The sequence below is a fragment of the Rahnella sp. RFA10(1/100) genome (assembly GCF_004195115.1).
GTDB lineage: Bacteria > Pseudomonadota > Gammaproteobacteria > Enterobacterales > Enterobacteriaceae > Rahnella > Rahnella perminowiae.
The window spans coordinates 38780-64277 of record NZ_SEWR01000009.1; the positions used below are offsets into that span (position 1 = coordinate 38780).

Annotated in this window: 25 protein-coding genes; 15 read left to right on the forward strand and 10 right to left on the reverse strand. The window is 53.3% G+C overall.

Going from position 1 to position 25498, the window contains the following annotated elements; genetic code table 11:
- Window positions 1–3 precede the first annotated feature (3 nt).
- From ETV65_RS21170 to uraH, 4 genes are read left to right on the forward strand one after another with little or no spacing between them, the layout of a single operon-like run.
- Window positions 4–1242, forward strand: coding sequence for an alanine--glyoxylate aminotransferase family protein (locus tag ETV65_RS21170; protein ID WP_129955043.1), 1239 nt, complete (start codon window positions 4–6; stop codon window positions 1240–1242).
- Window positions 1242–2516: an allantoate amidohydrolase gene (hpxK, locus tag ETV65_RS21175; protein ID WP_129955044.1), complete on the forward strand. Its 1275-nt coding sequence runs from the start codon at window positions 1242–1244 to the stop codon at window positions 2514–2516. Before ETV65_RS21170 ends, hpxK begins: the two co-directional genes overlap by 1 nt.
- Window positions 2513–3010: a 2-oxo-4-hydroxy-4-carboxy-5-ureidoimidazoline decarboxylase gene (gene uraD / locus ETV65_RS21180; RefSeq protein WP_129955045.1), complete on the forward strand. Its 498-nt coding sequence runs from the start codon at window positions 2513–2515 to the stop codon at window positions 3008–3010. The genes hpxK and uraD overlap by 4 nt, the downstream gene beginning before the upstream one ends.
- Complete coding sequence (uraH, locus tag ETV65_RS21185) at window positions 3007–3357, forward strand: hydroxyisourate hydrolase (RefSeq protein ID WP_129955046.1); 351 nt, start codon at window positions 3007–3009, stop codon at window positions 3355–3357. The genes uraD and uraH overlap by 4 nt, the downstream gene beginning before the upstream one ends.
- A gap of 12 nt (window positions 3358–3369) precedes the next feature.
- Here the strand turns inward: uraH and ETV65_RS21190 are convergent, their stop codons facing one another.
- Entirely contained in the window at window positions 3370–4638 is a 1269-nt protein-coding gene (locus ETV65_RS21190) for a glutamine amidotransferase (RefSeq protein ID WP_129955047.1), read from the reverse strand.
- A gap of 223 nt (window positions 4639–4861) precedes the next feature.
- Here ETV65_RS21190 and ETV65_RS21195 point away from each other — a divergent pair, with 223 nt between their 5' ends.
- Window positions 4862–5368 carry a DUF1993 domain-containing protein gene (locus ETV65_RS21195; protein WP_129955048.1) on the forward strand — a complete coding sequence of 169 codons (507 nt, stop codon included), beginning with the start codon at window positions 4862–4864 and terminating at the stop codon, window positions 5366–5368.
- Between the two features lie 98 nt (window positions 5369–5466).
- On the opposite strand, the gene ETV65_RS21200 is transcribed toward ETV65_RS21195, so the two are convergent.
- Entirely contained in the window at window positions 5467–6240 is a 774-nt protein-coding gene (locus ETV65_RS21200; RefSeq protein ID WP_129955049.1) for an amidohydrolase, read from the reverse strand.
- Entirely contained in the window at window positions 6228–7388 is a 1161-nt protein-coding gene (locus ETV65_RS21205) for a pyridoxal phosphate-dependent aminotransferase (protein ID WP_129955050.1), read from the reverse strand. Before ETV65_RS21205 ends, ETV65_RS21200 begins: the two co-directional genes overlap by 13 nt.
- A 207-nt stretch (window positions 7389–7595) precedes the next feature.
- On the opposite strand from ETV65_RS21205, the gene ETV65_RS21210 reads away from it, so the two are divergent.
- The 3 genes from ETV65_RS21210 to ETV65_RS21220 are packed head-to-tail and all read left to right on the forward strand — an operon-like array spanning window position 7596 to window position 9450.
- Entirely contained in the window at window positions 7596–8210 is a 615-nt protein-coding gene (locus ETV65_RS21210) for a methylthioribulose 1-phosphate dehydratase (RefSeq protein WP_129955051.1), read from the forward strand.
- On the forward strand, window positions 8207–8893 hold the full coding sequence (gene mtnC / locus ETV65_RS21215) for an acireductone synthase (protein WP_129955052.1): 687 nt from the start codon (window positions 8207–8209) through the stop codon (window positions 8891–8893). Before ETV65_RS21210 ends, mtnC begins: the two co-directional genes overlap by 4 nt.
- An 11-nt stretch (window positions 8894–8904) precedes the next feature.
- Window positions 8905–9450, forward strand: a complete 546-nt coding sequence (locus ETV65_RS21220) for an acireductone dioxygenase (protein ID WP_129955053.1) — start codon at window positions 8905–8907, stop codon at window positions 9448–9450.
- Window positions 9451–9935: 485 nt separating this feature from the next.
- Here the strand turns inward: ETV65_RS21220 and ETV65_RS21225 are convergent, their stop codons facing one another.
- From ETV65_RS21225 to mtnA, 4 genes are all read right to left on the reverse strand, one after another.
- Complete coding sequence (locus ETV65_RS21225; RefSeq protein ID WP_129955054.1) at window positions 9936–10598, reverse strand: DUF799 domain-containing protein; 663 nt, start codon at window positions 10596–10598, stop codon at window positions 9936–9938.
- Window positions 10595–10972, reverse strand: a complete 378-nt coding sequence (locus tag ETV65_RS21230; RefSeq protein ID WP_129955055.1) for a DUF4810 domain-containing protein — start codon at window positions 10970–10972, stop codon at window positions 10595–10597. Before ETV65_RS21230 ends, ETV65_RS21225 begins: the two co-directional genes overlap by 4 nt.
- An 18-nt stretch (window positions 10973–10990) precedes the next feature.
- Window positions 10991–11662, reverse strand: coding sequence for a CsgG/HfaB family protein (locus ETV65_RS21235; RefSeq protein WP_015696171.1), 672 nt, complete (start codon window positions 11660–11662; stop codon window positions 10991–10993).
- Window positions 11663–11969: 307 nt separating this feature from the next.
- Window positions 11970–12998, reverse strand: a complete 1029-nt coding sequence (gene mtnA, locus ETV65_RS21240; RefSeq protein WP_129955056.1) for an S-methyl-5-thioribose-1-phosphate isomerase — start codon at window positions 12996–12998, stop codon at window positions 11970–11972.
- A gap of 116 nt (window positions 12999–13114) precedes the next feature.
- Here mtnA and mtnK point away from each other — a divergent pair, with 116 nt between their 5' ends.
- The 3 genes from mtnK to ETV65_RS21255 all read left to right on the forward strand — a co-directional run bounded on the left by mtnK (window position 13115) and on the right by ETV65_RS21255 (window position 16574).
- A complete protein-coding gene (mtnK, locus tag ETV65_RS21245; RefSeq protein WP_129955057.1) occupies window positions 13115–14314 on the forward strand; it encodes an S-methyl-5-thioribose kinase in 1200 nt (399 codons plus the stop codon).
- 95 nt (window positions 14315–14409) lie between these two features.
- Window positions 14410–14880 (forward strand): DUF1456 family protein, encoded by a 471-nt coding sequence (locus ETV65_RS21250; protein WP_015696175.1) that lies wholly within the window; start codon window positions 14410–14412, stop codon window positions 14878–14880.
- Window positions 14881–15176: 296 nt separating this feature from the next.
- A complete protein-coding gene (locus ETV65_RS21255; RefSeq protein ID WP_129955058.1) occupies window positions 15177–16574 on the forward strand; it encodes a carbohydrate porin in 1398 nt (465 codons plus the stop codon).
- Between the two features lie 264 nt (window positions 16575–16838).
- Here ETV65_RS21255 and fadE read toward each other — a convergent pair whose 3' ends face one another.
- A complete protein-coding gene (gene fadE / locus ETV65_RS21260; RefSeq protein WP_129955059.1) occupies window positions 16839–19307 on the reverse strand; it encodes an acyl-CoA dehydrogenase FadE in 2469 nt (822 codons plus the stop codon).
- A gap of 269 nt (window positions 19308–19576) precedes the next feature.
- Between fadE and lpcA the strand changes: the two genes are divergently transcribed.
- Together lpcA and ETV65_RS21270 are read left to right on the forward strand one after the other, a co-directional pair.
- Window positions 19577–20155, forward strand: a complete 579-nt coding sequence (gene lpcA, locus ETV65_RS21265; RefSeq protein WP_129955060.1) for a D-sedoheptulose 7-phosphate isomerase — start codon at window positions 19577–19579, stop codon at window positions 20153–20155.
- Between the two features lie 141 nt (window positions 20156–20296).
- Window positions 20297–21064, forward strand: a complete 768-nt coding sequence (locus tag ETV65_RS21270) for a class II glutamine amidotransferase (RefSeq protein ID WP_015696178.1) — start codon at window positions 20297–20299, stop codon at window positions 21062–21064.
- On the opposite strand, the gene dpaA is transcribed toward ETV65_RS21270, so the two are convergent.
- Window positions 21035–21760, reverse strand: coding sequence for a peptidoglycan meso-diaminopimelic acid protein amidase (gene dpaA, locus ETV65_RS21275; RefSeq protein WP_129955061.1), 726 nt, complete (start codon window positions 21758–21760; stop codon window positions 21035–21037). The genes ETV65_RS21270 and dpaA overlap by 30 nt on opposite strands.
- 281 nt (window positions 21761–22041) lie before the next feature.
- Here dpaA and dinB point away from each other — a divergent pair, with 281 nt between their 5' ends.
- Window positions 22042–23130: a DNA polymerase IV gene (gene dinB / locus ETV65_RS21280; protein WP_129955062.1), complete on the forward strand. Its 1089-nt coding sequence runs from the start codon at window positions 22042–22044 to the stop codon at window positions 23128–23130.
- A gap of 55 nt (window positions 23131–23185) precedes the next feature.
- Here the strand turns inward: dinB and pepD are convergent, their stop codons facing one another.
- Window positions 23186–24646, reverse strand: coding sequence for a beta-Ala-His dipeptidase (gene pepD / locus ETV65_RS21285; RefSeq protein ID WP_129955063.1), 1461 nt, complete (start codon window positions 24644–24646; stop codon window positions 23186–23188).
- Between the two features lie 293 nt (window positions 24647–24939).
- On the opposite strand from pepD, the gene gpt reads away from it, so the two are divergent.
- On the forward strand, window positions 24940–25398 hold the full coding sequence (gpt, locus tag ETV65_RS21290; RefSeq protein WP_013574288.1) for a xanthine phosphoribosyltransferase: 459 nt from the start codon (window positions 24940–24942) through the stop codon (window positions 25396–25398).
- Window positions 25399–25498 lie beyond the last annotated feature (100 nt).

Below are 25498 nucleotides of genomic sequence, written 5' to 3' on the forward strand. Positions count from 1 at the left end.
ACTATGTCAGATTTCATTACTCCCGGACAAATCAACCCGCCAACCCGTCTGCTGATGGGGCCGGGGCCCATCAATGCCGATCCGCGCGTGCTGCGGGCGATGGCGAGCCAGCTGGTCGGGCAATATGATCCGGTGATGACCGGCTACATGAACGAAGTTATGGCGCTGTACCGTGCGCTGTATAAAACCGACAATCAGTGGACGTTCCTGATCGACGGCACCTCACGCGCCGGTATTGAAGCCGTGCTGCTTTCCGGTATCCGTCCGGGCGACAAAGTACTGGTGCCGGTATTTGGCCGCTTCGGTCATTTGCTGTGCGAGATTGCCCGCCGCTGCCGCGCCGAAGTGCACACCCTCGAAGCGCCGTGGGGCGAAGTGTTTGACCCGCAGCAAATCGAAGATGCGATTAAATCGGTGAAACCGCGCTGGCTGCTGACCGTGCAGGGCGACACCTCCACCACCATGTTGCAGCCTCTGGAGCAACTGGGGGAAATCTGCCGCCGTCACGGCGTCCTGTTCTACTCCGATGCCACGGCGTCTTTTGGCGGCAATCCGCTGGAAACCGATGCCTGGGGGCTGGACGCCGTTTCTGCCGGTTTGCAAAAATGCCTCGGCGGCCCGTCAGGCAGCTCACCGGTCACCATCAGCCCGCGCTTTGAAGAACAAATTCGCCGCCGTAAATGCGTCGAGCAGGGCATCCGTACGGCGGATCACGCTGACGGTGACGAAGAGATGATTTACTCCAACTATTTCGATCTGGGCATGATCATGGATTACTGGGGGCCGGAGCGTCTGAATCACCATACCGAAGCCACCAGCATGTTGTTCGCAGCCCGCGAATGCGCACGCATTATTCTGGAAGAGGGGCTGGATACCGGTATCGCACGCCACAAGTTGCACGGTGGCGCATTACTGGCCGGCATTCAGGGCATGGGACTGGAAGTGTTCGGTGACCTGAATAACCGCATGAGCAACGTGCTCGGCGTGGTCATTCCGCCGGGCGTTCATGGCGAACAGGTTCGCCAGATCATGCTTAATGACTTCGGCATTGAAATCGGTACGTCATTTGGCCCGCTGGCCGGAAAAATCTGGCGCATCGGCACCATGGGCTACAACGCCCGTAAAGACTGTGTGCTGCAGACGCTGGTGGCGCTGGAAGCGGTGCTTAACCGTCTGGGCTTTGCGTCGAAATACGGCGCAGGGGCGCAGGCCGCCTGGGATCATTACGCAGGAGGTCAGTAATGGCTGAAGCCTTTACGCTGGCTGCGGTTTCAGAAAGCGCAAAGCTTGCCGCTGAAAGGGTGATGGCGCGTTGCGACGCACTGGCCGCCATCAGCGAAACGCCGGGGCAACTGACCCGCGTGTATCTTTCGCCGGAGCATTTGCAAGCCAACCGTCTGGTGGGCGAATGGATGAGCGCCGCCGGGATGCGCGTCTGGCAGGACAGCGTCGGCAATATCTGCGGGCGTTATGAAGGGCTGGATGCGTCGGCACCGGCTATTTTGTTGGGATCACATCTTGACAGCGTGCGTAATGCCGGCCGTTATGACGGCCCGCTCGGCGTGCTGACCGCGCTGGAAGTGGTGGCGCATTTGCATCAGAACGCCATCCGTTTACCGATGGCGGTGGAAATCGTCGGGTTCTGCGATGAGGAGGGCACACGTTTTGGCATCACGCTGCTTGGCAGTCGCGGACTGACCGGCACCTGGCCCGCCGACTGGCTGGAACGTCAGGACGCGCAGGGTATTACGGTTGCTCAGGCGATGCGTCACGTCGGGCTGGATCCGCTGAATATCGGCGCATCACAGCGTGCGGTCAGCGATTTTTGCGCCTATCTGGAATTGCATATTGAGCAGGGCCCGTGCCTGCAAACGGCGGACGTGCCGCTCGGCGTGGTCACGGCGATTAATGGCGCGCGTCGCCTTAATTGTGAATTCACCGGTCATGCGGGTCATGCCGGCACCGTACCAATGGGGCAGCGTCAGGACGCGCTGACTGCGGCAGCCGAATGGACACTGGCCATCGAAAGCATCACCACCGCCACCGGTCGCAATACGGTGGCAACCGTGGGTACGCTGGAATGTCTGCCGGGCGCGGTGAATGTCATTCCGGGGCAGGTGAAATTGTCGCTGGATGTGCGTGGACCGCGTGATGATGATTTATCGGCACTGCTGGAAACGCTGCTGGCGAAGGGCCGTGATATCGCTGTACGTCGCGGGCTGACGTTTACCGCCGAACAGTTTTACGCCATCAGCGCGACGGAATGTCACGCCGGCTTACAGCATCGTCTCAGCCAGAGCGTTTTACACTTGCAGGGACAGGCGATGTCGCTGCCAAGCGGCGCAGGGCACGACGCGATTGCTATCGCCGAATGCTGGCCGGTCGGCATGTTGTTTGTGCGCTGCAAAGACGGCATCAGCCATCATCCCGATGAGTCTGTTACCTCCGGTGACGTGGCATTCGCGGTGCAGGCATATATTAATACTGTGCTGAGTTTTGGTGAGGGACATTTATGACACCGGAAGCGTTCAATGCGTTATCCGAAACCGAAGCCGTTTCCCTGTTGCGCCCGCTGGTCGGTATTCCGGCCTGGGCGAAAACGGTCAGTGAGGCGCGGCCTTATTCTTCTGTGGAAGATGTGCTGCGCTGTGCCGAAGCGGCCTGTGACAACTGGACGCAGGAAGACATTGCCCGCGCGCTGTCTGCGCATCCGCGCATCGGTGAACGGGCCAGCGGCACCGGCAAAGAAGCGCAGCTTTCCCGTGGCGAACAGGCGACGCTCAATATCAGCCAGCAGGCAGTGATTGATGCGTTGCATGACGGTAATCTGCGTTATGAACAGCGTTTCGGACGGGTATTTTTGATCCGCGCCAAAGGGCGCAGCGCAGAGCAGATTCTGGATAATCTGCAACGGCGGCTACAGAATTTACCGGACGATGAAGATCGCGAAACGGCGCAACAACTCAAAGAAATTACCTTGCTGCGTTTAAAGGAGATATTTCAGTCATGACCTCTGTTTCTAAAACGAAAGTCACCACCCATATTCTCGATACGTCGTCAGGGCAGCCTGCGGCCAATGTGCGCGTCTGGCTGGAAAGGGTGGAAGGGCACAACATCACGCTTGTCAGCGAAACCCAAACGGATGCCGATGGTCGTGCCGCAAAATTAACACCGGAACCGGTCGCCTCAGGGCATTACCGCTTGTGTGCGGATATCGGCGCGTATTTTGCCGCCACCGGTCGTGAGACGCTTTATCACTCGGCGATCATTGATGTGGTGATCGCCGGTGAACAGGATCATTACCATCTGCCGCTCCTGATCAGCCCTTATTCCTGCTCCACCTATCGCGGCAGTTAGACGGCGTCGTCATCAGCCCATCAGCCTGTGCGGATGTTTTAAACGCACGCTTTTGGTCAGTGCGGCGTGACTGACATCGCGGTCACGGTTGCACTGACGCACCTGTTGCAGAAACGCCATCAGCAGCGGATTGGGCCGCTCGCGTCGTGACGTCAGCTCCGGTTGCCCCTGAACGCCTATAAAGAACGGATGATTGTTCAGCTCAACAGCCTGCGCCTGTTCACCACTTTCGTCATACCCTGAAACGTTCAGCCCCGCGCTTTCAAGCTCCGCCAGTAAATGCGGATTCAGATAGCGGCGCTGGTTGTAGCGCAGCAAAAATTCATTGCCCGTTTTATTGGCCAGCAGGGTGCCGCGGCGGGTGATGACCGGGTGATTTCCCAGACGGGGCTGGGTGTGTTCGGCCAGCGGTAAACCGGTTTGCAGGCTGCCGAGCGTTGACGGCCCGTGCATGACTACACGTTCCTGTCCGAGCACTTTCTGCCCCAGCGCAGTGATCATCTGATGCATGCCCTGATTAATCCCTAACACCGGGGTCTGGTTTTCCAGTGCCCAGGTGGCGGTTGCCAGCGGTCCGGCCTGCGCATCGCTGCGGGTGATCGTTGCGCCCGGGAAGATAATGCCGTCGACGTCAGCCAGTGTGCAATCAAGCTGGCTGCCCAGTAACGTGGATGTCACATAGACAACATCAATGTTCATTGCCAGTGCATCGGCGGCGTCTCCCAGTGCAGCGAGCATTGCCGGATAACTGTCGCGCTGCTCGCTAACATCCCCCACCAGTGCCACGCGCAGGGTTTTTCCTGCCCGCATGACCGGCTGTGAAACCGAACCTAATGCCCAGCGGCCAAAGGCATCGCGTCCCCAGCCGTTACTGCGAATTTTGCCGGTGATGCAGTCTTCCAGCTGGAATTTATCCTGATTGCGCACCACGGTTAATGATTCAGTTTCAATGCCCTGTGCTGTAATGAATGCGTTCAACTCTGCGGATAACGGTTCACGCAAGGGCACGACGATATCTTCTTTAAGTGCCCGATAAATCAGGGATTCAATGCCGGATTCCTCACCCGCATCACGCCCGGTCAGGCGCTCCAGCCACACCAGCCCGCTGGTTATTGCCTGTCCCTGCGCCGTCACGTGCTGGCGCGCATTCGGGTAACGTTGCGCATCATGACTGACGGGAAAATGACACAGCGGCAAAGCGCGTAGCTCAGCAAGTATCGCTGCCATCGCGCCGTACAACGCGGGTTCGGGCGTAGAGTGTGCAATAAAGGTGATGGTCATCAGGGGTCCTCTGTCAGATGTTTTTGCGGGAGTAGGAAATGCAAGAATTGATCCACCGGGGGTTGTTTTTACATGCGCTGACAAAAAGAGCGGCGCACGTCGCAAACCTGACGTTCCGCCATCCTTCACTGCTATAAAACGTCACGCTGTTCAGACCGGAACGCGCTAAGGTAGCGCCGGTTGTTCTAAGTTGTTCTAACCCGTTATTCACTGAGGAAGCATCATGTCAGCATCGCTTTATGGCAGTACAGCGGCACAGTTTGTTCGTGGTTTACAGAATCTTTCAGCATTACTGGAAAAGGGCGAGGCATGGGCAAAGGAAAACGGCAAATCAGAAGAAGAAGTCCTGAATACCCGTCTGGCAGAAGATATGTATCCGCTGGCGCGTCAGGTGCAGATCACCAGTGATATGTCGAAAGGCGCGGTTGCCCGTCTGGCTGGTATTACCGCGCCGGCGATGGAAGACAACGAAGTGACGTTTGCCCAATTGCAGGAACGTATCGCCAACACACTGCGTTTTATCGAAAGCGTGGACGCACAGCAACTGGAAGGCGATGAATCCCGTGAGATCGTGGTGAAAGGCAGAAACCGTGAAATGAAATTTACTGCACACAGCTACGTGACAGTATTTGCCATACCTAACTTTTATTTCCATATCACCACGGCGTATAACATTCTGCGCCATCTGGGCGTGAATATTGGTAAAGCGGACTTTATCGGCGGAAATTAACCGCGGCGGCCACCCAACAGAACGGTATAAAGTAAAAATGCCCCGGCAGAGACGTCCGGGGCATTTTTTTGTGAAGGCTGTTTAAGCGCTAAACCTTCTTAATCATGAAGCAAAAAAGTATCGGCATCACGCCAGGCCGGGAAGGTTTCGCGGTAATCCTGTAGCGCTTCAAGCGACAACTCGGCATCGATAATCATCGCTGAGCCCGGCTCAGCACGCGCCAGTTCTTCACCCTGCGGATTAAAAATCAGGCTGTCACCGCTGTAGTAATGGCCGTTGTCATCGTGGCCGACACGGTTGCAACCGGCAACATAAGCCTGATTTTCAATCGCACGGGCGGCAAGCAATGTCTGCCAGTGGCGGCTGCGCGGTGCCGGCCAGTTGGCGACGTAAAGTGCCAGATCGTAATCCTGCCGGTTGCGTGAATACACCGGGAAACGCAGGTCATAGCAGACTTGCGGCAGAATACGCCAGCCGCGCCATTCCACGATTTCACGACGTTTTCCCGGCACATAATAATTGTGTTCACCCGCCATACGGAACAGGTGGCGTTTATCGTAAAAATGCACTTTACCCTGCGGTTCGACCAGCAGAAAACGATTCACTGCGCCTTCCGTGGTGCTCAATGCCACGCTGCCTCCGATCATTGCACCGAGCTGTTTCGCCCACTGTTGCAGCCATTGCACGACACGCGATTCAGGCAATGCGCTGCCCGGTGCCTGCATGGCGAAACCGGTGGTGAACATTTCCGGCAAGACAATCAGGTCACGTGCGGTCAGGGCACCGAGCAGGCCGTCGAAGTGTGCGAGGTTAGCCTCGCCGTCCAGCCACACCAATGGCTGTTGCAATACGGACAGTTTTAAAGTTGACACAGGCGCTCCGAAGCCGCGTCCAGTGTAGCTTCCTGTTTGGCGAAGCACAGCCGGATCAGTTTATGTGGGAAAGGCGCGGCGCAGAAAACCGACATCGGAATGGCCGCCACACCGGCATGTTCAGTCAGCCAGTGGCAGAATGCAACATCATCTAAATCGGAAACGTCACTGTAATCGGCCAGCAGGAAATAGGTGCCCTGACCCGGCAAGACCTTCAGACGGCTGTTAGCCAGCCCCTGCGCGAGACGGTCACGTTTAGCCTGATAAAAGGCCGGTAATTCCTGCCAGTGTTCCGGCGCTTCACGCAGCATATCCGCCAGCGCCAGCTGAACCGGCGTGGTGATGGAGAAGGTGAGGTACTGGTGAACCTTGCGCAGTTCAGCGCTGATTATCGCCGGTGCCACGCAATAGCCCACACGCCAGCCGGTCATGTGATACGTCTTACCGAACGACGAGACTGCAATGGCGCGCTGACGCAGTTCCGGATGACGCAGCACACTGGCGTGACCTTCCGGCGCAAAACAGATGTGCTCATACACTTCATCGCTCAGCACGAAAATGTGCTTATCCGCAATGCTCTGCCAGAGCTGCTCAATGTCGCTGTGGCTCCAGACGGTGGCCGACGGATTATGCGGCGTGTTGATGATCACAAGCTTTGTGCGATCAGTGATGTGATCCGCGAATTCCGCCCAGTTAACTTTGAATTCCGGTGGCTGCAACTGAATACGTTTCATTACGCCGCCCGCCAGTTCTACCGCCGGAGCATAGCAGTCATAGCTCGGATCGAAAGCAATCACTTCGTCACCTTCCGATACCAGCGCGGTGATGGCGATATACAGCGATTCTGTCGCACCCGCCGTGATGGTGATGTCGGTGGTGGCATCCGGTGCATAGCCGTAAATCTGTTCGGTTTTGGTGGCAATTGCCTCACGCAGCTGTGCCGTGCCGGTCATCGGGGCGTACTGGTTCGCGCCCTGGCTGACGTGATAAGCCAGACGGTTTTTCAGGTATTCGGGGCCGTCGAAATCAGGGAAACCCTGCGACAGGTTAATGGCATTGTGTTTCTGCGCCAGCGCACTCATTTGGGTAAAAATGGTAGTGCCTAAAGCAGGAAGTTTACTTTCGGGGATCAGTGCTGCTGTGCTCATGGCGGGTCAGTACTCCTGGACCGTTGACCTGACAGGCGTCAGGTGTGCAAATAGCGATGTTGCTCACAATATAACACGATGTTAATATTTGGCAATCGAGACGCTTAGATGGCTAAATGCCAATTCGGTCTAAGCCGCATAACATTGAATATATCGTCAGTTTCATCCCGAACTTCGTCCCTCAACCCACAGCTTTTCAGGAATACGATGACAGAGAATTTGCAACTGGGCGCGCTGCTGGCGGCCTGTCACTGGATTGGACAGAAGGGCTGGAGCCCGGCGACGGGCGGCAATATGTCCGTGCGCGAAGGCGATGCCCATTGCCTGATCACTGAATCGGGAAAAGACAAGGGATCACTGACCGCAGAAGATTTCCTGCGGGTGGAACTCGACAGTGGCCTGGCACCCGGCGGACGTCGTCCTTCAGCGGAAACCGGGCTGCACACCATGCTGTATTCCCGCTATCCTGAAACAGGCGCGGTGCTGCATACCCATTCGGTCAATTCGACGGTGTTATCCCGGGCAGAACGCAGTGGTGTGCTGGTGCTGGAAGGTTATGAGATGCAGAAATCGCTCAGCGGCCAGACCTCGCACCTTGATCAGGTGGTGATCCCGATTTTCGACAACAGCCAGGATATTGCTGCGCTGGCGCAGAAGATCATGACGTCAGCGGAGCACACACCGTTGCAGTATGGTTTTTTGCTGCGTGGCCATGGGCTGACGTGCTGGGGGCGGGATGTGGCCGAAGCGCGCCGCCATCTGGAGGGGCTGGAGTTTTTATTCCAGTGTGAACTGCAACGTCGCCTGCTGGAGGCTAAATGATCCGCGCTATTGTCACTGATATTGAAGGCACCACCACGGATATCCGTTTTGTACACCAGGTGTTATTCCCCTATGCCCGGCAGCGTCTCGCCGACTTCCTGCGCCATGAGCATGAACAGCCGGACGTCGCCGCTGCCCTGGACGCTTTACGCGCTGAAATCGACCGGCCACAGGCCAGCGTCGAGGCGCTGATCGAACAGCTCTTTACGTATATGGATAACGACGTGAAATCGACGTCGCTGAAAGTATTGCAGGGCATCATCTGGCGTACCGGCTATGAAAACGGTGATTTTCGCGGACATCTGTATGCCGATGTCGCGCCGCAGCTGGAAGCGTGGAAAGCGGAGGGGCTGCAACTTTGCGTGTATTCCTCAGGTTCGGTAGACGCGCAAAAGTTATTGTTTGGCTACAGTGATGCCGGTGATTTAACGCCGCTGTTCAGCAGATATTTCGATACCCGCGTCGGTGCCAAGCGTGAAACGGAATCGTATCAGAACATCGCTGAACAACTGATATTGCCGCCGCAGGATTTACTCTTTTTATCAGACATTCGTCAGGAGCTGGACGCCGCGCGTTTAGCGGGCTGGAATACCTGTCAGCTGATCCGCGATGACGCTGATGAACTCAGCGATCATCTGCAGGTTAATCGTTTTGATCAGATAGCCTTAGAAACATTCTTATAAGAGGGTTGACCATGAGTGCATTAACGATTTTTAGTGACCAGGATCCTTCCGCACCGTTGTGGGAAAGCCGAGACGGAGACGCGATCGCCGCCGAACTGAGCAAAATTGATGTACGTTTCGAACGCTGGCAGGCTGACCGCGATTTAGGCGCAAACCCGCAGCCGCAGGACGTGATTGCCGCTTATCAGCATGAAATTGACAAACTGGTCGAAGAGAAGGGGTATCAGAGCTGGGACGTGATCAGCATGCGGCCGGACAACGAACAGCGTGAGGTGCTGCGTACTAAATTTCTTTCCGAGCATACGCACGGTGAAGATGAAGTGCGTTTTTTTGTCGAAGGTGCAGGGTTGTTCTGCCTGCATCTGAACGGCAAAATTTTCCAAATCCTGTGCGAGAAAAACGATCTGATTTCCGTACCGGCCAATACCCGCCACTGGTTCGATATGGGCGGCTCTCCGTCGTTCACGGCAATCCGCGTTTTCGATAATCCCGAAGGGTGGGTGGCGCATTTTACCGGCGATAAGATTGCCGATGCGTACCCGAGAATGGGTGAATAAGATTTGCGTACTGCAGAAACAAAAAAACCACCAGAAGGTGGTTTTTTTGTGCTGGTCAGGTTAGCGGCCTTTCCAGCGGGCTTCGTTACTGATGTAACGCAAGCGCAACCCAGCCACAACATAGTCTGCTTTCTGAACAATTTTGTCAAGTTGGTCGACAACAAGTGTATGATTATGGCGGCCCTTTACGCCGTCTTAGCAAACGGGCACCGGTTTCAGAAAAGGATGTCCAATGACCGTCAACGCAGGCGCAACCCAGCGCTTGTTTTCACGGAGATATCACCGGTGGTGTTGACGTGAAGCGGTCTTTGCAAGGACCGCACAATGAAACGGTACATCTGTATCTTTATCGTTGTCACCGGAGCGGCAATGTTTCAGGGCAAAGGAAGTTGGAGTATCTCCAATAATTCTCTCTCTGTAACAATTGACGCATCGGGCAAGTAAGCCAGAAAGCCGTCTCGTAAGGGGCGGCTTTCTTTAGGCCTTTATCGCATTGCCTGCTTAGCGTAATTCGGTGAGCGCGGGCCATACAGCAGGCCATCGGTCTGAGATGCACTCAGCAGACGGTCGCTGGTGAGCCCGGCGATATCATGACCTTTGTCGGAAATCGTGCTGGAGATTTGCTTCACGGCAGCCTGAACCAACATGCCGATGATCCCACCGTTATTGTTGTTGTCATTTTCGCTGTCAGAAGCGGTGGCGTTACCGGTCCACAACACTTTGCCATTGCGTAAATCCACCAGTTTGGCATTAGCGGTCACACGGGTTTCGCTGGAAACCACCATGTAAGTGCTGCCGTAGCGGGTTATATCAATGTAAAGCGCGGCATCCGCACCGAAAATTTCACGCAGTTTGGCGGCGCTGACGGCACGAATATCTTCCGCACCGGTTATGCCGTTCTGCTTGAAAGTTTCCTCAACGACGGCCACCGGGAAGACATAGAAGCCGTCTTCAGCCAGCGGTGCGGTGACGGTAGAAAGCATGCTGTGACTGGCATTCACATCCGGAGAATGGTTCACCGGCGGGAGCACCAGAATCGATCTCGGTTTGCTCTCTTTAAACGCGGTGTAATCGTAGGACGCTTTTTTCGCACAACCCGTCAGCAGTAACGTCAGCACTACGCCGGTCAGCAGGAATAAACGTTTCATTTAACACTCCCTTTATTTTTCAGCAGGAAATCCATATAGGTTGCTGACTCCGGAAATAAACTTTTCTCAGTATTGAATTCCTGAAATGCCAGGTCGGTGTGGCCCGTATTGGCATAAAGCAATCCCAGCTGCGCGTGCAGGCCAGGTGGTACGGCTTTATTGGTGGCGCGGGATTTTTCAATCGATTCTTTTAATGACGCGATTTGTTCTTCAGGACCCACTTTGTCACCCTGATAATACTGGTATACCGTAGACTGGTATTTGTCCCAATTATAAAGTGACTTATCCGCCTGCTTTGCACAGCCCGCTAATAATAACGTTAAGGTAATAAGGCCACCCTTTATCAGGGCGCTTTGGTTTTTACATATTGTCATTTTATAATATCCGTATTATTAATTAGCCGGACGCCATGCGCCGCTTTCGATTCCATTGACCAGATTATTCACCGCTTCGCGGATAGCTAAATCCAGCACTTTACCGTTTAAGGTTGAGTCATAACTGGCGGTGCCGCCGAAACCAATAATTTCGCGGTTAGACAGGGAATATTCGCCCGCACCTTGTGAGGAGTACACCACTTCTGAGGTCTGTACATTAACAACATTCAGACTGACTTTAGCGTAAGCGATTTGTTGCTTGCCGCGTCCCAGGATGCCCCACAGCTGGTTATCGCCGACTTCTTTGCGGCCAAACTCAGTGACATCGCCGGTGATGACATAGTTCGCGCCTTTCAGAGTTTGTGCCTGGCCTTTGATACCCGCTTCTTCTTTAATTTCCGCCATATTCGTGCGGTCTAATACATTGAAGCGACCCGTTTGTTGCAGGTCAGTGACCAGAATGGTTTTAGACTGATTGCCCAGACGATCGACACCATCGGAGAAAATGCCACTCATATAACTGGAGCGGTTATCGAATTTACCGACAGAAATCGGGCTGCGCGGACCATTATATTGCGTGTTATAAGAAGCCACTTTCTGAACTTCTACCGTGCGTGATGATTCTGTTGCGCACCCTGATAATGTGCCTGCCGCAATAATTGCCGACAAAACGAAAACTGATTTCCTCATGTTACTATTCCTTGTCCATTTAACGTCTTATTAACGGGTAATAGCTGCCCGTTCCAAATTAAAATAATTTGACTTAATGTCATCTCAATATGATGAAATTGATATTTCACTTAAAGGCGCGAATTATCTCAATAGCCAGATTTTCTATTTACGGCATCGAAAACCGGTGCAGAAAAGGGATAAATTTAAATTGGCTAAGAATAATCCTAACAGATATTGGTTTTCGATTTCCTTACATTTGTGAGTTTTTCTTATCAGTAGCTTAAAAAAACAGCGCCCGCAGGCGCTGTATTGCAGGCAAGCTGTTTTAACCTAATGCCTGACGGAAGATACCATCCTGTACCTGATCCGGCGTCACCACCCCCACATCCAGCACCCAGCCGCTGATCAATTCTGCCGGTGTGACATCAAATGCCGGGTTATAAACCTGCGCGTTGAACGGTGCCCATTGCACGGCCCCGAAACTGCCGGAAACGCCGGTGACTTCAGTCGCTGCCCGTTGTTCGATCGGGATGGCGGCACCGTTCCGGCACTGCGGATCATGTGTGGTATGCGGCGCGGCAACGTAGAACGGAATGCCGTGATATTTCGCCAGTACCGCCAGGCTGTAAGTGCCAATTTTGTTCGCGACATCGCCATTGGCGGCAATGCGGTCAGCGCCAACCCAGATAGCATCGACGCGTTTTTGTGCCATCAGGCTGGCGGTCATCGAATCACAAATCAGCTGATACGGAATGTTAAGTTCGCCAAGTTCCCAGGCAGTGAGGCGGCCGCCCTGTAACAGCGGACGGGTTTCATCCACCCATACCTGTTCCACATTGCCCTGTTCATGGGCACGGCGGATCACCCCGATGGCTGTGCCGATGCCTGCCGTTGCCAGACCGCCGGTGTTGCAATGGGTGAGCAGACGACTGCCGGGCGTCACCAGCGTCGCGCCGTGTGTGGCAATGCTGTCACACAATGCTTTGTCTTCATCCACCAGACGGAGAGCTTCTTCAGTCAGCGCTTTCACGTAATCCGCCTGCTGCAATGCAGCCTTCATGCGGTCAAGATTGTTCATCAGATTCACTGCCGTCGGACGCGAAGCACGCAAGGTTTCCAGCGCGTGATGCAATTCATCCTGCGCCATGCCCTGTTCAGCCAGCAATGCCAGCAGCAGGCTGGCGGACAAACCAATCAGCGGCGCACCACGCACGCGCAGGGTCCGGATGTGATCCACCAGTTCACTGACGTCGCGGCATTCGCGCCAGTCTGAACGTTGCGGCAGAGCTTGCTGGTCGAGGATCCACAGCTGGTTTTCACGAATACGTAAACTGGTGGTTGTGAGGCTTTGCATTGTTGGTTAAATCCTTGTTGCCCGGTTGCATCTGTTCACTTATTCTGCCAACATGCTTCACGGATGTATAGACGTCTAAACGCTTTAAAGGCTAAAAAAGAATTCGAGAGGTCAGGATGTCACGTTACTACACCTTTACCGCCCAAGATGCCGTTGAATATGCCCGTCAGTTTGGTGGCGTGGCGGATCCGCAATCTCTGGTCACGGCCGATGAAATCGGTGACGGAAACCTGAACCTGGTGTTTAAGATCCGCGATACGGCGGGAAAAAGCCGGGTGATTGTGAAACAGGCTCTCCCTTATGTGCGGTGTGTGGGGGAATCCTGGCCGCTGACGTTAGATCGTGCGCGCATTGAAGCCGAAACCCTGATCATCCACGGTCAGTATTGCCCACAGCACACGGTTAACGTGTTGCATCACGACGCTGAACTGGCCGTGATGGTGCAGGAAGATTTGTCGGATCATCATATCTGGCGCAGTGAACTGGTGCTGGGAAAACATTACCCGCAGGCAGCAACCCAGTTGGGCGAATATCTGGCTCAGACGCTGTTCCATACTTCCGATTTCTACCAGAAGGCGCAGGCCAAAAAAGCCGAAGTCTCCCGTTTTACTAACCCTGAATTATGTCAGATCACCGAAGATCTGTTCTTCACCGATCCGTATGTTGATCATGAGCGCAATAATTTTGAGCCGGTATTGCAGCCGGCGGTGGAGGCGCTGCGTCAGGATAAACCGCTGCGTCTGGCCGTCGCCGCGCTGAAACACCGTTTCCTGAGCAAGGCGCAGGCGCTGCTGCATGGTGATATCCACAGCGGTTCGATTTTCGTTGCCGAAGGCAAACTGAAAGCCATCGACGCGGAGTTCGGTTATTACGGCCCGATGGGCTTTGATCCCGGTTCGGCTCTCGGCAACCTGCTACTGAACTATTGTGGTCTGCCGGGGCTGGTTGGGGTGCGTGAAGCGGCGGATGGCCGCGAGCAGCGCCTGCAAGATGTGCGCGAACTGTGGCTGAGTTTCTCAGCGCGTTTTCTGCAACTGGCGCGGGATAAATCCCAAGATCCGACGCTGGCGGAGCCGGGTTATGCAGAACTCTTCCTGCAGGAGGTCTGGCACGACGCGGTCGGTTACTGCGGCGCGGAGTTGATTCGCCGTACGGTCGGCCTGGCGCATGTTGCTGATCTCGATACCATTAAAGATGATGCCATGCGCGCTGATTGCCAGCGCCATGCGCTGAGCCTCGGGCAAAAACTGATCCTCACTGCGCAACAAATCGGCGATGTGGAGTCACTTATTGCACGGATCCGTCAGTTCAGCTAATCCTGTAAGTTTCTTGTATAATGCCCGCCTTCGAGGTGCGTAGGGGTAAACCCGGTGGCATTTCCTCGGTTTACTTTTAACAGGAATACAGAATTATGATGCATAACCATGTCTTACGCAGCGTGCGCTACATGTTGGATTTAAGTGAAGGCCAGCTGATCGAGATCCTTAAAACCACCGGTACGCCTGTCAGCCCCGACGTGATGTCGCGTTATCTGAAAAAAGAAGACGAAGAAGGTTACATGGAAGTGCCGGACGAAGTGATGGCAAACTTCCTTAATGGTCTGATCACTTTTAAACGCGGCAAAGACGATCGCTTCCCGGCACCGGAAGTGGAAAAACGCCTGACCAACAACATTATGCTGAAAAAGCTGCGTGTGGCGTTTGAGCTGAAAACCGAAGATATGATTTCTGTCCTGACCGCGGCTGATTTCAAAGTGTCTGAAGGCGAACTGAGCGCGTTCTTCCGTAAAGAAGGCCACAAAAATTACCGTCCGTGTGGCGATCAGGTGATGCGTTATTTCCTGAAAGGGCTGACGGCGAAAGTTCGTCCTAAAAAAGGCTAAGATATAAAATATTCGCCAGCTTAATATATCTGATGGTGTGTATTATAAATAATAATAAGCGGGGTGCTTTTATGAAAAAAGCGCCCCGTTTTACGTTTATTGGTTTTTCAGTGATGTAATTTCGTTATTACAGTTTTACTTCACGTTTCCCCGCTTTTATTTTTGACAGATTATTCCTTCGAAAACTATCTTCTGTTCTCATTATGAAACCTCCGGGCATTATTTTAATAAAAATGAAATAACACCGTTTATTTTAAAATGGCGAATTTAATTTGTATTGAAAGGACATCTTAATTATGAGAAAGATTACAACTTTGGCTTTATTAGTCGGGCTGGCTGTGTCTGCTCCCGCACTGGCAGCGAGTTCATCAGCCAGTCTGGAAGCCCGTATGGCGCAGCTTGAACAACGTCTTCAGCAGGCAGAAGCGCGCGCGGAAACGGCGGAAAAACAGATCCAGCAACTGACGAAGCAGGATGTGAAACGTGAGCAGCAAATAGCCAGCGTGAAAGAAGCCACGCCGGTAGAAGTTAAACAAGATGGAATATCGAAAGACAAATTGTTAACACTTAATGGATTTGATAATTTAAAACTATACGGCGATGTGGAATTTAATGTCGACGGTGCAAGCCGTAGCGGTCAATTAACCTCTGTCAGAACGCAGGATAATAAAAACTGGAAACCGGGAACCCATGAACGCTGGGATGTTAACGGACGGTTATTAATCGGGCTGGATGGTTATCGTCGTAATGATAACGGGCAATTCTCTGGATTTTCTGTACAGCCGACGGCTGACCTGAACGGTTCAATGACGCTTGATGATGCCGCCTTCTTCTTCGGCGAAGAAAAAGACTGGATGGCAAAAATCGGCCGTTTCGAAGCTTATGATATGTTCCCGCTTAATCAGGATACTTTCGTCGAGTACTCCGGTAATACCGCCAATGATCTGTACGCTGACGGCTACGGCTATGTCTATATGATGAAAGAAGGGCGCGGGCGCAGTGACAGCGGCGGCAACATCATGTTGAATAAAAACATCGGCAACTGGTATTTCGAGCTCAATACCTTACTGGAAGATGGTTCCGCGCTGTTTGCCGAGCAAAATTACCATGGCAATGAGCTTGAAAATGATAAAAACGTTGCGTATCTGCGCCCGATTATTGCCTGGAAAGGTGATGCATTCTCGGTGGCGGCCGCAATGGAAACCAATGTGGTGAATAATGCTTACGGTTACACCAACGATAAAGGCGATTTCGTTGACCAGTCCAAACGTAATGGTTACGGCATGACCATGACCTGGGACGGGCAGAAAGCTGACCCTGAAAATGGCGTGGTGGCTAACCTGAGCACTGCCTACATGGATGCATCGGATGAGAAAGATTTTACCGTCGGCGCCAATGCGTTGTGGAAACGCTTCGAACTGGGCTATATCTATGCGCATAACAAAATTGAAGATTTCAACATTAATGGCGTTCGTGCATCCGATTACGACGATGACTGGTTCGATGAGCCGGGCAGCTATGACATTCATACCATTCACGCCAGTTATCTGATCCCGAACGTCATGAACATGGAAAACTTTAACGTGTACCTGGGTGCCTACGTCTCAATGCTGGAAGCAGATAAAGCTGACAGTGCCGATGATGACAGTGATGAGCGTTACGGTGCGCGCGTGCGCTTTAAATACTACTTCTAAATTACCCGTTATATTTCGCGTCACAGGTGCGTTGGCTGCACATGCTCGCCCGAATCACTTACCTGAGTAAGCTCATCGGGACTCGCTTGTCTGCCGCGTTACTCGTCAAAGCCTCGCCCCTTCGGGGCCAGCTTGAGCGCTGTTCAAAGGCTAAAGCCTTTGTCCTGGGACACGAACTCGTTAGGGTAATAGGTATGTATCTTCACAAATAACAAAAAGCCTGAGTGCGTAACACTCAGGCTTTTTTATCGGCTAACGGTTCACTCAGGCAGCTTCGGTGTGGCGGGGTTTCGCCTCATCCTTTTTTGCGTCGTTTTTCTCCGCGGCTGGTTTTTGCGCGGCCAGGGCATCCGGCTCGAACTCATCAACGTTAATCGAACGCAGACGGCTTTCTTCTGCACGGCTGAGAATACGGGCGTCATCAGCACTCAGATGACCGGCATCCAGACCTTTTTGCGCCAGCATATCCAGACGGGTAAATGGCAGTTTTTTACCCATCGCCTCACATAAATGTTTATGTACCGGCTCTGCCGCCAGAATATCCTGCAATGCTTCTTCCAGCAGGCCAACCGGGTTGTGCTCGCTTGGCGTCAGATACTGACCGCGGCCGATGCGGCTACGCGTGGCCGAAGGCACCTGAAGAATACGCGCCAGTTCGTGATCCAGACGATCTGACGGGGCGGAATGCGAACGGCCCAGCGGGAAAATCACCACCCGCATCACACCGGCCACAAAACGGTTCGGGAAGTTACGCAGCAGGTCGTCGATAGCCACTTCAGCCTGGTGCAGACAATCCTGCACGCCCCAGTGCACCAGCGGTAAATCCGCTTCGTTACAGCCTTCTTCGTCATAGCGTTTTAGCGTCGCCGTGGCCAGATACATCTGGCTGAGGATATCACCGAGGCGGGCGGAAATACGTTCGCGACGTTTCAGGCTGCCACCCAGCACCCCCATCGACACGTCAGCCAGCAGGGCCAGATTGGCGCTCAGACGGTTGATGTGCTGGTAATAACGGGCAGTTTTATCATTGACCGGCGTATCGCTGGTACGACCGTCAGTCAGGCCAAGCCAGAAACTGCGCATTTGGTTGCTACCCACGTGGCCGATATGTCCGAACAGCGCGCGGTCGAAATCATCCAGATCATTTTTCTCCGCCGCCGCCATTTCACGAAGCACATAAGGATGGCAGCGGATCGCACCCTGACCGAAGATGATCATGCTGCGGGTCAGAATGTTGGCACCTTCCACGGTAATTGCAATCGGCGCGCCCTGATAAGAGCGGGCCACGAAGTTACTGGTGCCGAGCATAATGCCTTTACCGCCGGTGATATCCATCGCATCCATCACGGCGCGCTGGCCGCGGTGTGTACAGTGGTATTTCACGATAGCGGACAGCACCGCCGGTTTTTCACCCAGCATAATACCGTTAGTGATAAGCGTCGCGGCGGCATCCATCACATAAGCATTACCGGCAATGCGTGCCAGTGGTTCTTCAATACCTTCCATTTTACCGATCGGCAGTTTGAACTGACGGCGGATATAAGCATAAGCACCGGTCGCCAGCGCCAGAGATTTCAGGCTGCCGGTCGAGTTAGAGGGCAGCGTGATGCCCCGGCCCACAGAAAGACATTCCACCAGCATCCGCCAGCCCTGACCGGCCATTTTCGGGCCGCCAATGATGTAATCGATCGGGACAAAGATATCGCTGCCACGTGTCGGACCGTTCTGGAAGGGCACATTCAGCGGGAAGTGACGGTGACCAATTTCCACACCGGCGGTGTCGGTTGGGATCAGTGCACAGGTAATGCCTAAATCAGTTTCGCTGCCGAGCAGGTGATCGGGATCTTTCAGTTTAAACGCCAGGCCCAGTACGGTGGCGATAGGTGCCAGCGTGATGTAACGCTTGTTCCAGGTCAGGCGCATGCCGAGCACTTCTTTGCCCTGCCACTGGCCTTTGCACACGATACCGAAATCAGGAATGGCTCCGGCATCAGAACCTGCTTCCGGGCTGGTCAGGGCGAAACACGGGATTTCCAGACCGGCGGCCAGACGTGGCAGATAGTGATCTTTCTGCTCTTCGGTACCGTAATGTTGCAGCAGTTCGCCCGGCCCGAGGGAGTTCGGTACACCGACGGTGATCGCCAGAATGCCCGACACACCGGCCAGCTTTTGCAGCACACGCGCCTGTGCGTAAGCTGAGAATTCCAGGCCACCGTATTCTTTCTTAATGATCATCGCGAAGAAGCGGTGCTCTTTCAGATATGCCCACAGTTCCGGCGGCAAATCAGCCAGTTCGTGGGTGATCTGAAAATCATTAGCCATGCGGCAGGCTTCTTCAACCGGTCCGTCAATAAAACGCTGTTCTTCTTCTGTCAGTTGCTGCTCAGGGTAATTCTGTAATTTCTCCCAGTCCGGTTTGCCACCAAACAGGTCGCCTTCCCACCAGGTAGTGCCCGCTTCAATCGCTTCTTTTTCCGTACGGGACATAGCAGGCATCACTTTACGGAAGGTACGCAGCGCGGGGCCGGAGAATAAGGCGCGACGCAGGGCAGGAATATTGAAAGGCAGAAGAATGATCGCCAGCGGCAATAACAACCACAGCGTCCACAGATGAATGGCGCCCATGGCCGCTGTAAACGCCAGCAAAATCAGGCTGCTAAGGGCAAGGTTGACCTTGTGATAGAACAACGCACCAAGGATCACGATAAATGCAACAATGCTAAGAACCATCATAGTAAAGCTCCTGAGTCGTAGGAGGTCTGACCTGTTGTAGGGATACAATGGTTGTAGTTCATGCTCATTTCTTTATCAATGTGTTTACATATTAATTACAACGCAGCTCACAAACCGGTCGCACGAAGCGTCAAAAACAGAAACTATCGGAATCATTACCGCTTCACTGCTTCTCGCTGTTTCGGCTTTCCGTTAAACTGCACAGCGGAACGTTTTATTGCTATCGGCCGTGCTGAAACCGGCTGTAAATGGACATAAAAGAGGCTGCTATGTATCTGGATATTATCCGTACTGAACTGAACGAAGCTGCTGATACGCTGAATAAATTCATCAGCGATCCGTCAAATATTGAGTCTATTCAACGTGCAGCAGTGCTGCTGGCGGATTCATTCAAAGCGGGTGGGAAAGTGATTTCCTGCGGTAACGGGGGTTCACACTGCGATGCCATGCATTTTGCAGAAGAACTGACAGGCCGCTATCGCGAAAACCGTCCGGGTTATCCGGCCATTGCGATTTCCGACGTCAGCCACATCTCATGCGTCGGTAACGATTTCGGTTACGAATATATCTTTTCCCGTTATCTGGAAGCCGTGGGTCAGAAGGGCGATGTGCTTCTGGGTATCTCCACTTCCGGTAATTCCGGTAATGTGATCAAAGCCATCGAAGCCGCGCGCGCCAAAGGCATGAAAGTCATCACCCTGACCGGTAAAGACGGCGGGAAAATGGACGGTTCAGCCGACGTGGAAATCCGCGTTCCGCACTTTGGTTTCGCTGACCGCGTGCAGGAAATTCACATTAAAGTGATCCATATCCTGATTCTCTTAATCGAAAAAGAAATGGCGAAATAATTTGCCGCACGTTGGTAATACGGCGTTGAAATCTGGCTCAGAATGCTCATTTACTCTGTGTAAACTCCGCTTCTTCGCCGGATCCCGCTTTGTTTCACCATAGTGCAGCGCATTATTAAAATAATAAAAAGGGGGCTGGTGATGTGCGAATTGCTCGGGATGAGCGCTAACGTTCCTACTGATATTTGTTTCAGTTTCAGCGGATTAGTGCAGCGCGGTGGCGGAACCGGCCCGCATAAAGACGGCTGGGGCATCACCTTTTATGAAGGCAATGGCTGTCGTACTTTTAAAGATCCGACGCCAAGCTTTAATTCGCCCATTGCCCGCCTTGTTCAGGAATACCCGATCAAATCCTGCGCGGTGATTTCTCATATCCGCCAGGCAAACCGTGGCGAAGTGGCACTGGAAAACACCCATCCGTTTACCCGCGAGCTGTGGGGACGCAACTGGACTTACGCACACAACGGTCAGCTTCGCGGCTATCGCCAGCTGGATACCGGTACCCTGCGCCCGGTGGGGCAGACCGACAGCGAATACGCGTTCTGCTGGTTATTGCACAAACTCACTCAACGTTATCCGCGCCGCCCTGCAAGCTGGCCGCCGGTGTTTCGCTATATTGCGTCGCTGGCTGATGAGTTAAGGCAGAAAGGGGTGTTTAACATGTTGCTGTCGGATGGCAATTTTGTGATGGCTTATTGCTCGACGAATTTACACTGGATCACGCGGCGTGCGCCTTTTGGCAAGGCAACGTTGTTGGATCAGGATGTGGAAATTGATTTTCAGCAGCAGACGACACCGGATGATGTCGTCACTGTGATTGCCACGCAACCGCTGACGGCGAACGAAACCTGGAACAAAATTGCTCCAGGTGAATTCGCATTATTTCATCGGGGCGAACGCCAGCTGTGAAGGCAGCGGGGTGTTGGACAACGGTTGCAGCACTTCATATTTACCGTCAGTGACCACGACATTCGGTGGCTGATGGTGTTTTTCAAAGTACGCATATCCTGGCTGCAACTGGTTCCAGAAACTGTAGTAGCTGGAGTTTTTATGCGCCTTCATGTTGGCATCGGTCATCCTGAACGGATAAATGCTAATCTTTAAACTGCGTTGCCCGAACTGGAATGCCGCCTGTACGTACGTAAAGATTTCGTCCATATAGCCGTCGGTCATGGCATAGCAACCGATAGACTTACAGTTACCGTGAATCATCAGATACTTACCTGAATAACCCTGCGAGATATCGTAAGCATTCGGGAAACCGATGTTGATGGCACGATAAAAGCGGCTGTCAGGCTTCAGGTGGTGAATATCCACGTTGTAGAAACCTTCCGGACTTTTAAAATCGCCTTCGCGACGTTTATTTCCCAAACCGCCGGAAAAATCGCAGATGCCATAACTGCCAATCAGGCGAAATTCGCCGTCGAGCTGGGCATACAATTCGAGTTTACGTTCTTGTTTGAAGATCTGAATATAAACCGGTGCGCCCAGTAATTGTTTTTTAAGTGTCGCGTTGACCGGGACAGCATCGCTGGCCACGGCGTAATTTGCTGTAAATAAAGGCAAACTGAGGAGCATCGCAAGAAACAGCGCGATTCTGATCATTCTAAGTCCTGCTCGGTAATAATTTTGATTATGTTGTCTACAGCTGAACTGCCTGTAAGACCGCCACTGATTTTCTTCTTATGTACTGCCTGTCTGAAACGATGCCATATTAATACTGATTAAATTTTTAGCAATCACCAAATAATGAATAATGACTTTCGAAATAGGAAATTTATTACGATGCCATTTCTGGTGATTCATTAAGCCAAATTAACCCGGATTTTGTGTGTTTGAAATTACGCCATCCCACTGTATACTTATACAGTTATCAGGGGAGGGCTATGCGTAAAATCATTCACGTTGATATGGACTGCTTTTTCGCGGCCGTCGAGATGCGCGATGATCCTTCCCTGCGCGACATTCCTATTGCCATTGGCGGCAGCCGTGACCGCCGTGGCGTCATCAGCACCGCCAATTATCCTGCGCGCAAATTCGGCGTGCACAGTGCGATGCCGACCGGTATGGCACTGAAACTTTGCCCGCACCTGAAAGTCATCCCCGGCCGAATGGAGGCTTATAAAGAAGCTTCAAACCACATCCGTGAAATCTTTGCGCGTTATACCCCATTGATCGAACCGCTGTCACTTGACGAAGCTTATCTGGATGTTTCCGACGCAACGCAATGCAACGGCTCTGCGACGCTTATTGCTGCAGAAATCCGTCAGGCCATTTTCGATGAAATCAGGCTGACGGCCTCTGCCGGCATTGCGCCGATAAAATTTCTGGCAAAAATCGCCTCGGACCTGAACAAGCCTAACGGCCAGTTTGTGATCACGCCGGATAAAGTCGATGCGTTTTTACAGGATCTTCCGCTGGGTAAAATCCCCGGCGTCGGCAAAGTCACAGCCCAGCGTTTGCAGGCGCTGGGGCTGAACACCTGCGGCGATGTACAGCGCTATGATCTGGCGACACTGCTCAAACGATTTGGCAAGTTTGGCCGGGTACTGTGGGAGCGCTGTCAGGGTATTGATGAACGTGAAATATCCCCCGAGCGGTTGCGCAAATCGGTCGGTGTGGAACGCACGCTGGCAGAAGATATTCACAACTGGGAAGAATGCGTGGCACTGATCGAACGTTTATATCCGGAACTGCACATACGCCTGAGCCGTGTCAGTCCGGATCTGCGCATCGCCCGTCAGGGGGTAAAACTCAAATTCCATGATTTTCAGCAGACCACGCAGGAACACGTCTGGCCGGTGCTCAATAAAGAAGATTTACTGAAAGTGGCGCGGGAGGCATGGGAGAAACGGCGTGGCGGACGGGGCGTCAGGCTGGTGGGATTACACGTGACGTTGCAGGATCCGCAGATAGAGCGGCAGCTTCTTTTGGATTTGAGCTCCTCCCCCTGTGATGAACTGAACTCCGAATGAAGGTTTAAAAAGTCCAACATTCGGGGTTCAGTTCACAGGGGAGGGAGCCAAAATATCATTTCTTTTCAGGAATTGCTTTCAGCAGGGCTGTCAGCAGTTGCCAGTACAGCCCGACGCTGGCGATTTCAACCTGTTCATCCGGCGAATGCGGGCCGGTGATAGTTGGCCCGATGGAAACCATGTCCATGTCCGGATACGGTTTTTTGAACAGACCGCATTCCAGACCGGCGTGGATCACCATGATGTTCGGGGTTTTGCTGAACAGTGACTGGTAAGTTTCACGCACCAGCGTCATCACCGGCGAGCTTGGCTCAGGTTTCCAGCCAGGGTAGCTGCCTTTTGCCAGACTTTTTGCACCAGCCAGTTCACTCAGTGAGCTCAGCATGCTGACCACATATTCTTTACCGCTGTCGATAAGCGAACGGATCAGGCTGTTGATCGCCACTTCGTCATCTTTCATCGTGACAACACCGACGTTGAGCGATGTTTCGACCACACCTTTCACATCATCACTCATGCGGATCACGCCGTTAGGCGTCGCGTTCAGCAGCGCAAGGAACTTATCCTGACTGTCCTGGCTCAGTGCCCTGGCGTTGCTTACAGCCGTTTCCGCGACAAAAACGATCTTCTTCTCAACGGCTGACAGTTCAAACTGAATCGTCGCCAGGAATTCCTGTGCTGCCGCTTTCAGTGCGTCCGCTTTATCGGCGGCAACCGCCAGAGTCGCAATGGCTTCACGCGGGATGGCGTTACGCAGCGTGCCGCCGGTAAAGTCCAGCAGGCGCAGACCCAGGGTCCCCGCGTTGTCTGCCAGGAAACGTGCCAGCAGTTTGCTGGCGTTGCCCAGACCTAAGTGAATTTCAGCGCCGGAGTGGCCGCCTTTCAGGCCTTTCAGGGTCAGTTTCAGCACGCTGAAACCGGCCGGAACCGCTTCACGGCTCAGCGGCAGTGTGGCGGTAAAATCAATCCCGCCGGCGCACCCCATGTAGATTTCGCCTTCGGTTTCAGAATCGGTGTTGATCAGAATTTCAGACTGTAACCAGTTCGGTTGCAGGCCGAATGCGCCCGCCATGCCGGTTTCTTCGGTCATGGTCAGCAGCACTTCCAGCGGGCCGTGTTCTACGCTGTCATCAGCCAGAACCGCCAGCGCGGATGCCATACCGATACCGTTGTCAGAACCCAGCGTGGTGCCGCGGGCTTTTACCCAACCGTCTTCAATAAATGGCTGGATCGGATCTTTAGTGAAATCATGAACAGTATCGTTGTTTTTCTGCGGCACCATATCGAGGTGAGCCTGCAGGGCAACGGCTTTGCGGTTTTCCATGCCCGGGGTGGCCGGTTTGCGCAGCAAAATATTGCCAACTTCATCACGCTCAGCGTGGATACCCTTTTCCTGTGCCCATTCAACGATGTGTTTTGCCAGCGCTTCTTCGTGATAAGAAGGGTGCGGAATAGAACAAATTTTGGCAAAAATATCCCACAACGGTTGTGGCGAAAGCTGAGACAGTTCAGACACTATAAGTCTCCTGTAACAGTCAGCTCATTCAGGCTCCGTTTGCAGGGGAACTGACTGAGATGCTGTAGGTTTAAGGTTAAGTAATCCCCGCCAGACTGTGTGGCGAGTGGCCTGACAGAATATCACTTAATCTTAACCTGTGCGCGGGCACGGGGAGAAATTCCGGGATTTTTGGGGCGCAGGGACCCGATAATCGCTGGTTTTTGTGAGCCGGACTCACTATAATCTCGCGCAACCTTTTTTCCCCCCACTACTTTTTTAGAAGCCGTTAATTCACTGGCTGGGACACCTTTATGAGCGAAAAATACGTTGTAACCTGGGACATGCTGCAAATCCACGCCCGCACCATGGCTAAACGCCTGCTGCCGGCAGAACAATGGAAAGGCATTATTGCCGTCAGCCGCGGTGGCCTGGTTCCGGCAGCGTTGCTGGCTCGCGAGCTGTGCATTCGCCATGTGGATACCGTCTGTATCTCCAGCTACGACCATGATAATCAGCGCGAAATGCAGGTGCTGAAACGCGCAGAAGGCGACGGTGAAGGCTTCATCGTGATCGACGATCTGGTGGATACCGGCGGCACCGCGAAAGCGATCCGCGAAATGTACCCGAAGGCGCATTTCATCACCATCTTCGCAAAACCAGCCGGTGCTCCGCTGGTCGATGACTACGTGATCGACATCCCGCAGAACACCTGGATCGAACAGCCGTGGGATATGGGGGTTGTCTTTGTGCCTCCGTTAGTGGGTAAGTAATTTTCCCTTACTGTTGATAAACGCCTGGCTCATTGCCGGGCGTTTTGCTTTTGTTGACTTGAAATCCTTTCCGCTTGACCTCATACCTCACTTGTCGCAA

Coding starts and splice junctions, on each gene's coding strand:
- ETV65_RS21170 (WP_129955043.1), top strand. CDS start 4: ATGTCAGATTTCATTACTCCCGGACAAATCAACCCGCCAACCCGTCTG.
- hpxK (WP_129955044.1), top strand. CDS start 1,242: ATGGCTGAAGCCTTTACGCTGGCTGCGGTTTCAGAAAGCGCAAAGCTT.
- uraD (WP_129955045.1), top strand. CDS start 2,513: ATGACACCGGAAGCGTTCAATGCGTTATCCGAAACCGAAGCCGTTTCC.
- uraH (WP_129955046.1), top strand. CDS start 3,007: ATGACCTCTGTTTCTAAAACGAAAGTCACCACCCATATTCTCGATACG.
- ETV65_RS21190 (WP_129955047.1), bottom strand. CDS start 4,638: ATGACCATCACCTTTATTGCACACTCTACGCCCGAACCCGCGTTGTAC.
- ETV65_RS21195 (WP_129955048.1), top strand. CDS start 4,862: ATGTCAGCATCGCTTTATGGCAGTACAGCGGCACAGTTTGTTCGTGGT.
- ETV65_RS21205 (WP_129955050.1), bottom strand. CDS start 7,388: ATGAGCACAGCAGCACTGATCCCCGAAAGTAAACTTCCTGCTTTAGGC.
- ETV65_RS21210 (WP_129955051.1), top strand. CDS start 7,596: ATGACAGAGAATTTGCAACTGGGCGCGCTGCTGGCGGCCTGTCACTGG.
- mtnC (WP_129955052.1), top strand. CDS start 8,207: ATGATCCGCGCTATTGTCACTGATATTGAAGGCACCACCACGGATATC.
- ETV65_RS21220 (WP_129955053.1), top strand. CDS start 8,905: ATGAGTGCATTAACGATTTTTAGTGACCAGGATCCTTCCGCACCGTTG.
- ETV65_RS21225 (WP_129955054.1), bottom strand. CDS start 10,598: ATGAAACGTTTATTCCTGCTGACCGGCGTAGTGCTGACGTTACTGCTG.
- ETV65_RS21230 (WP_129955055.1), bottom strand. CDS start 10,972: ATGACAATATGTAAAAACCAAAGCGCCCTGATAAAGGGTGGCCTTATT.
- ETV65_RS21235 (WP_015696171.1), bottom strand. CDS start 11,662: ATGAGGAAATCAGTTTTCGTTTTGTCGGCAATTATTGCGGCAGGCACA.
- mtnA (WP_129955056.1), bottom strand. CDS start 12,998: ATGCAAAGCCTCACAACCACCAGTTTACGTATTCGTGAAAACCAGCTG.
- mtnK (WP_129955057.1), top strand. CDS start 13,115: ATGTCACGTTACTACACCTTTACCGCCCAAGATGCCGTTGAATATGCC.
- ETV65_RS21250 (WP_015696175.1), top strand. CDS start 14,410: ATGATGCATAACCATGTCTTACGCAGCGTGCGCTACATGTTGGATTTA.
- ETV65_RS21255 (WP_129955058.1), top strand. CDS start 15,177: ATGAGAAAGATTACAACTTTGGCTTTATTAGTCGGGCTGGCTGTGTCT.
- fadE (WP_129955059.1), bottom strand. CDS start 19,307: ATGATGGTTCTTAGCATTGTTGCATTTATCGTGATCCTTGGTGCGTTG.
- lpcA (WP_129955060.1), top strand. CDS start 19,577: ATGTATCTGGATATTATCCGTACTGAACTGAACGAAGCTGCTGATACG.
- ETV65_RS21270 (WP_015696178.1), top strand. CDS start 20,297: ATGTGCGAATTGCTCGGGATGAGCGCTAACGTTCCTACTGATATTTGT.
- dpaA (WP_129955061.1), bottom strand. CDS start 21,760: ATGATCAGAATCGCGCTGTTTCTTGCGATGCTCCTCAGTTTGCCTTTA.
- dinB (WP_129955062.1), top strand. CDS start 22,042: ATGCGTAAAATCATTCACGTTGATATGGACTGCTTTTTCGCGGCCGTC.
- gpt (WP_013574288.1), top strand. CDS start 24,940: ATGAGCGAAAAATACGTTGTAACCTGGGACATGCTGCAAATCCACGCC.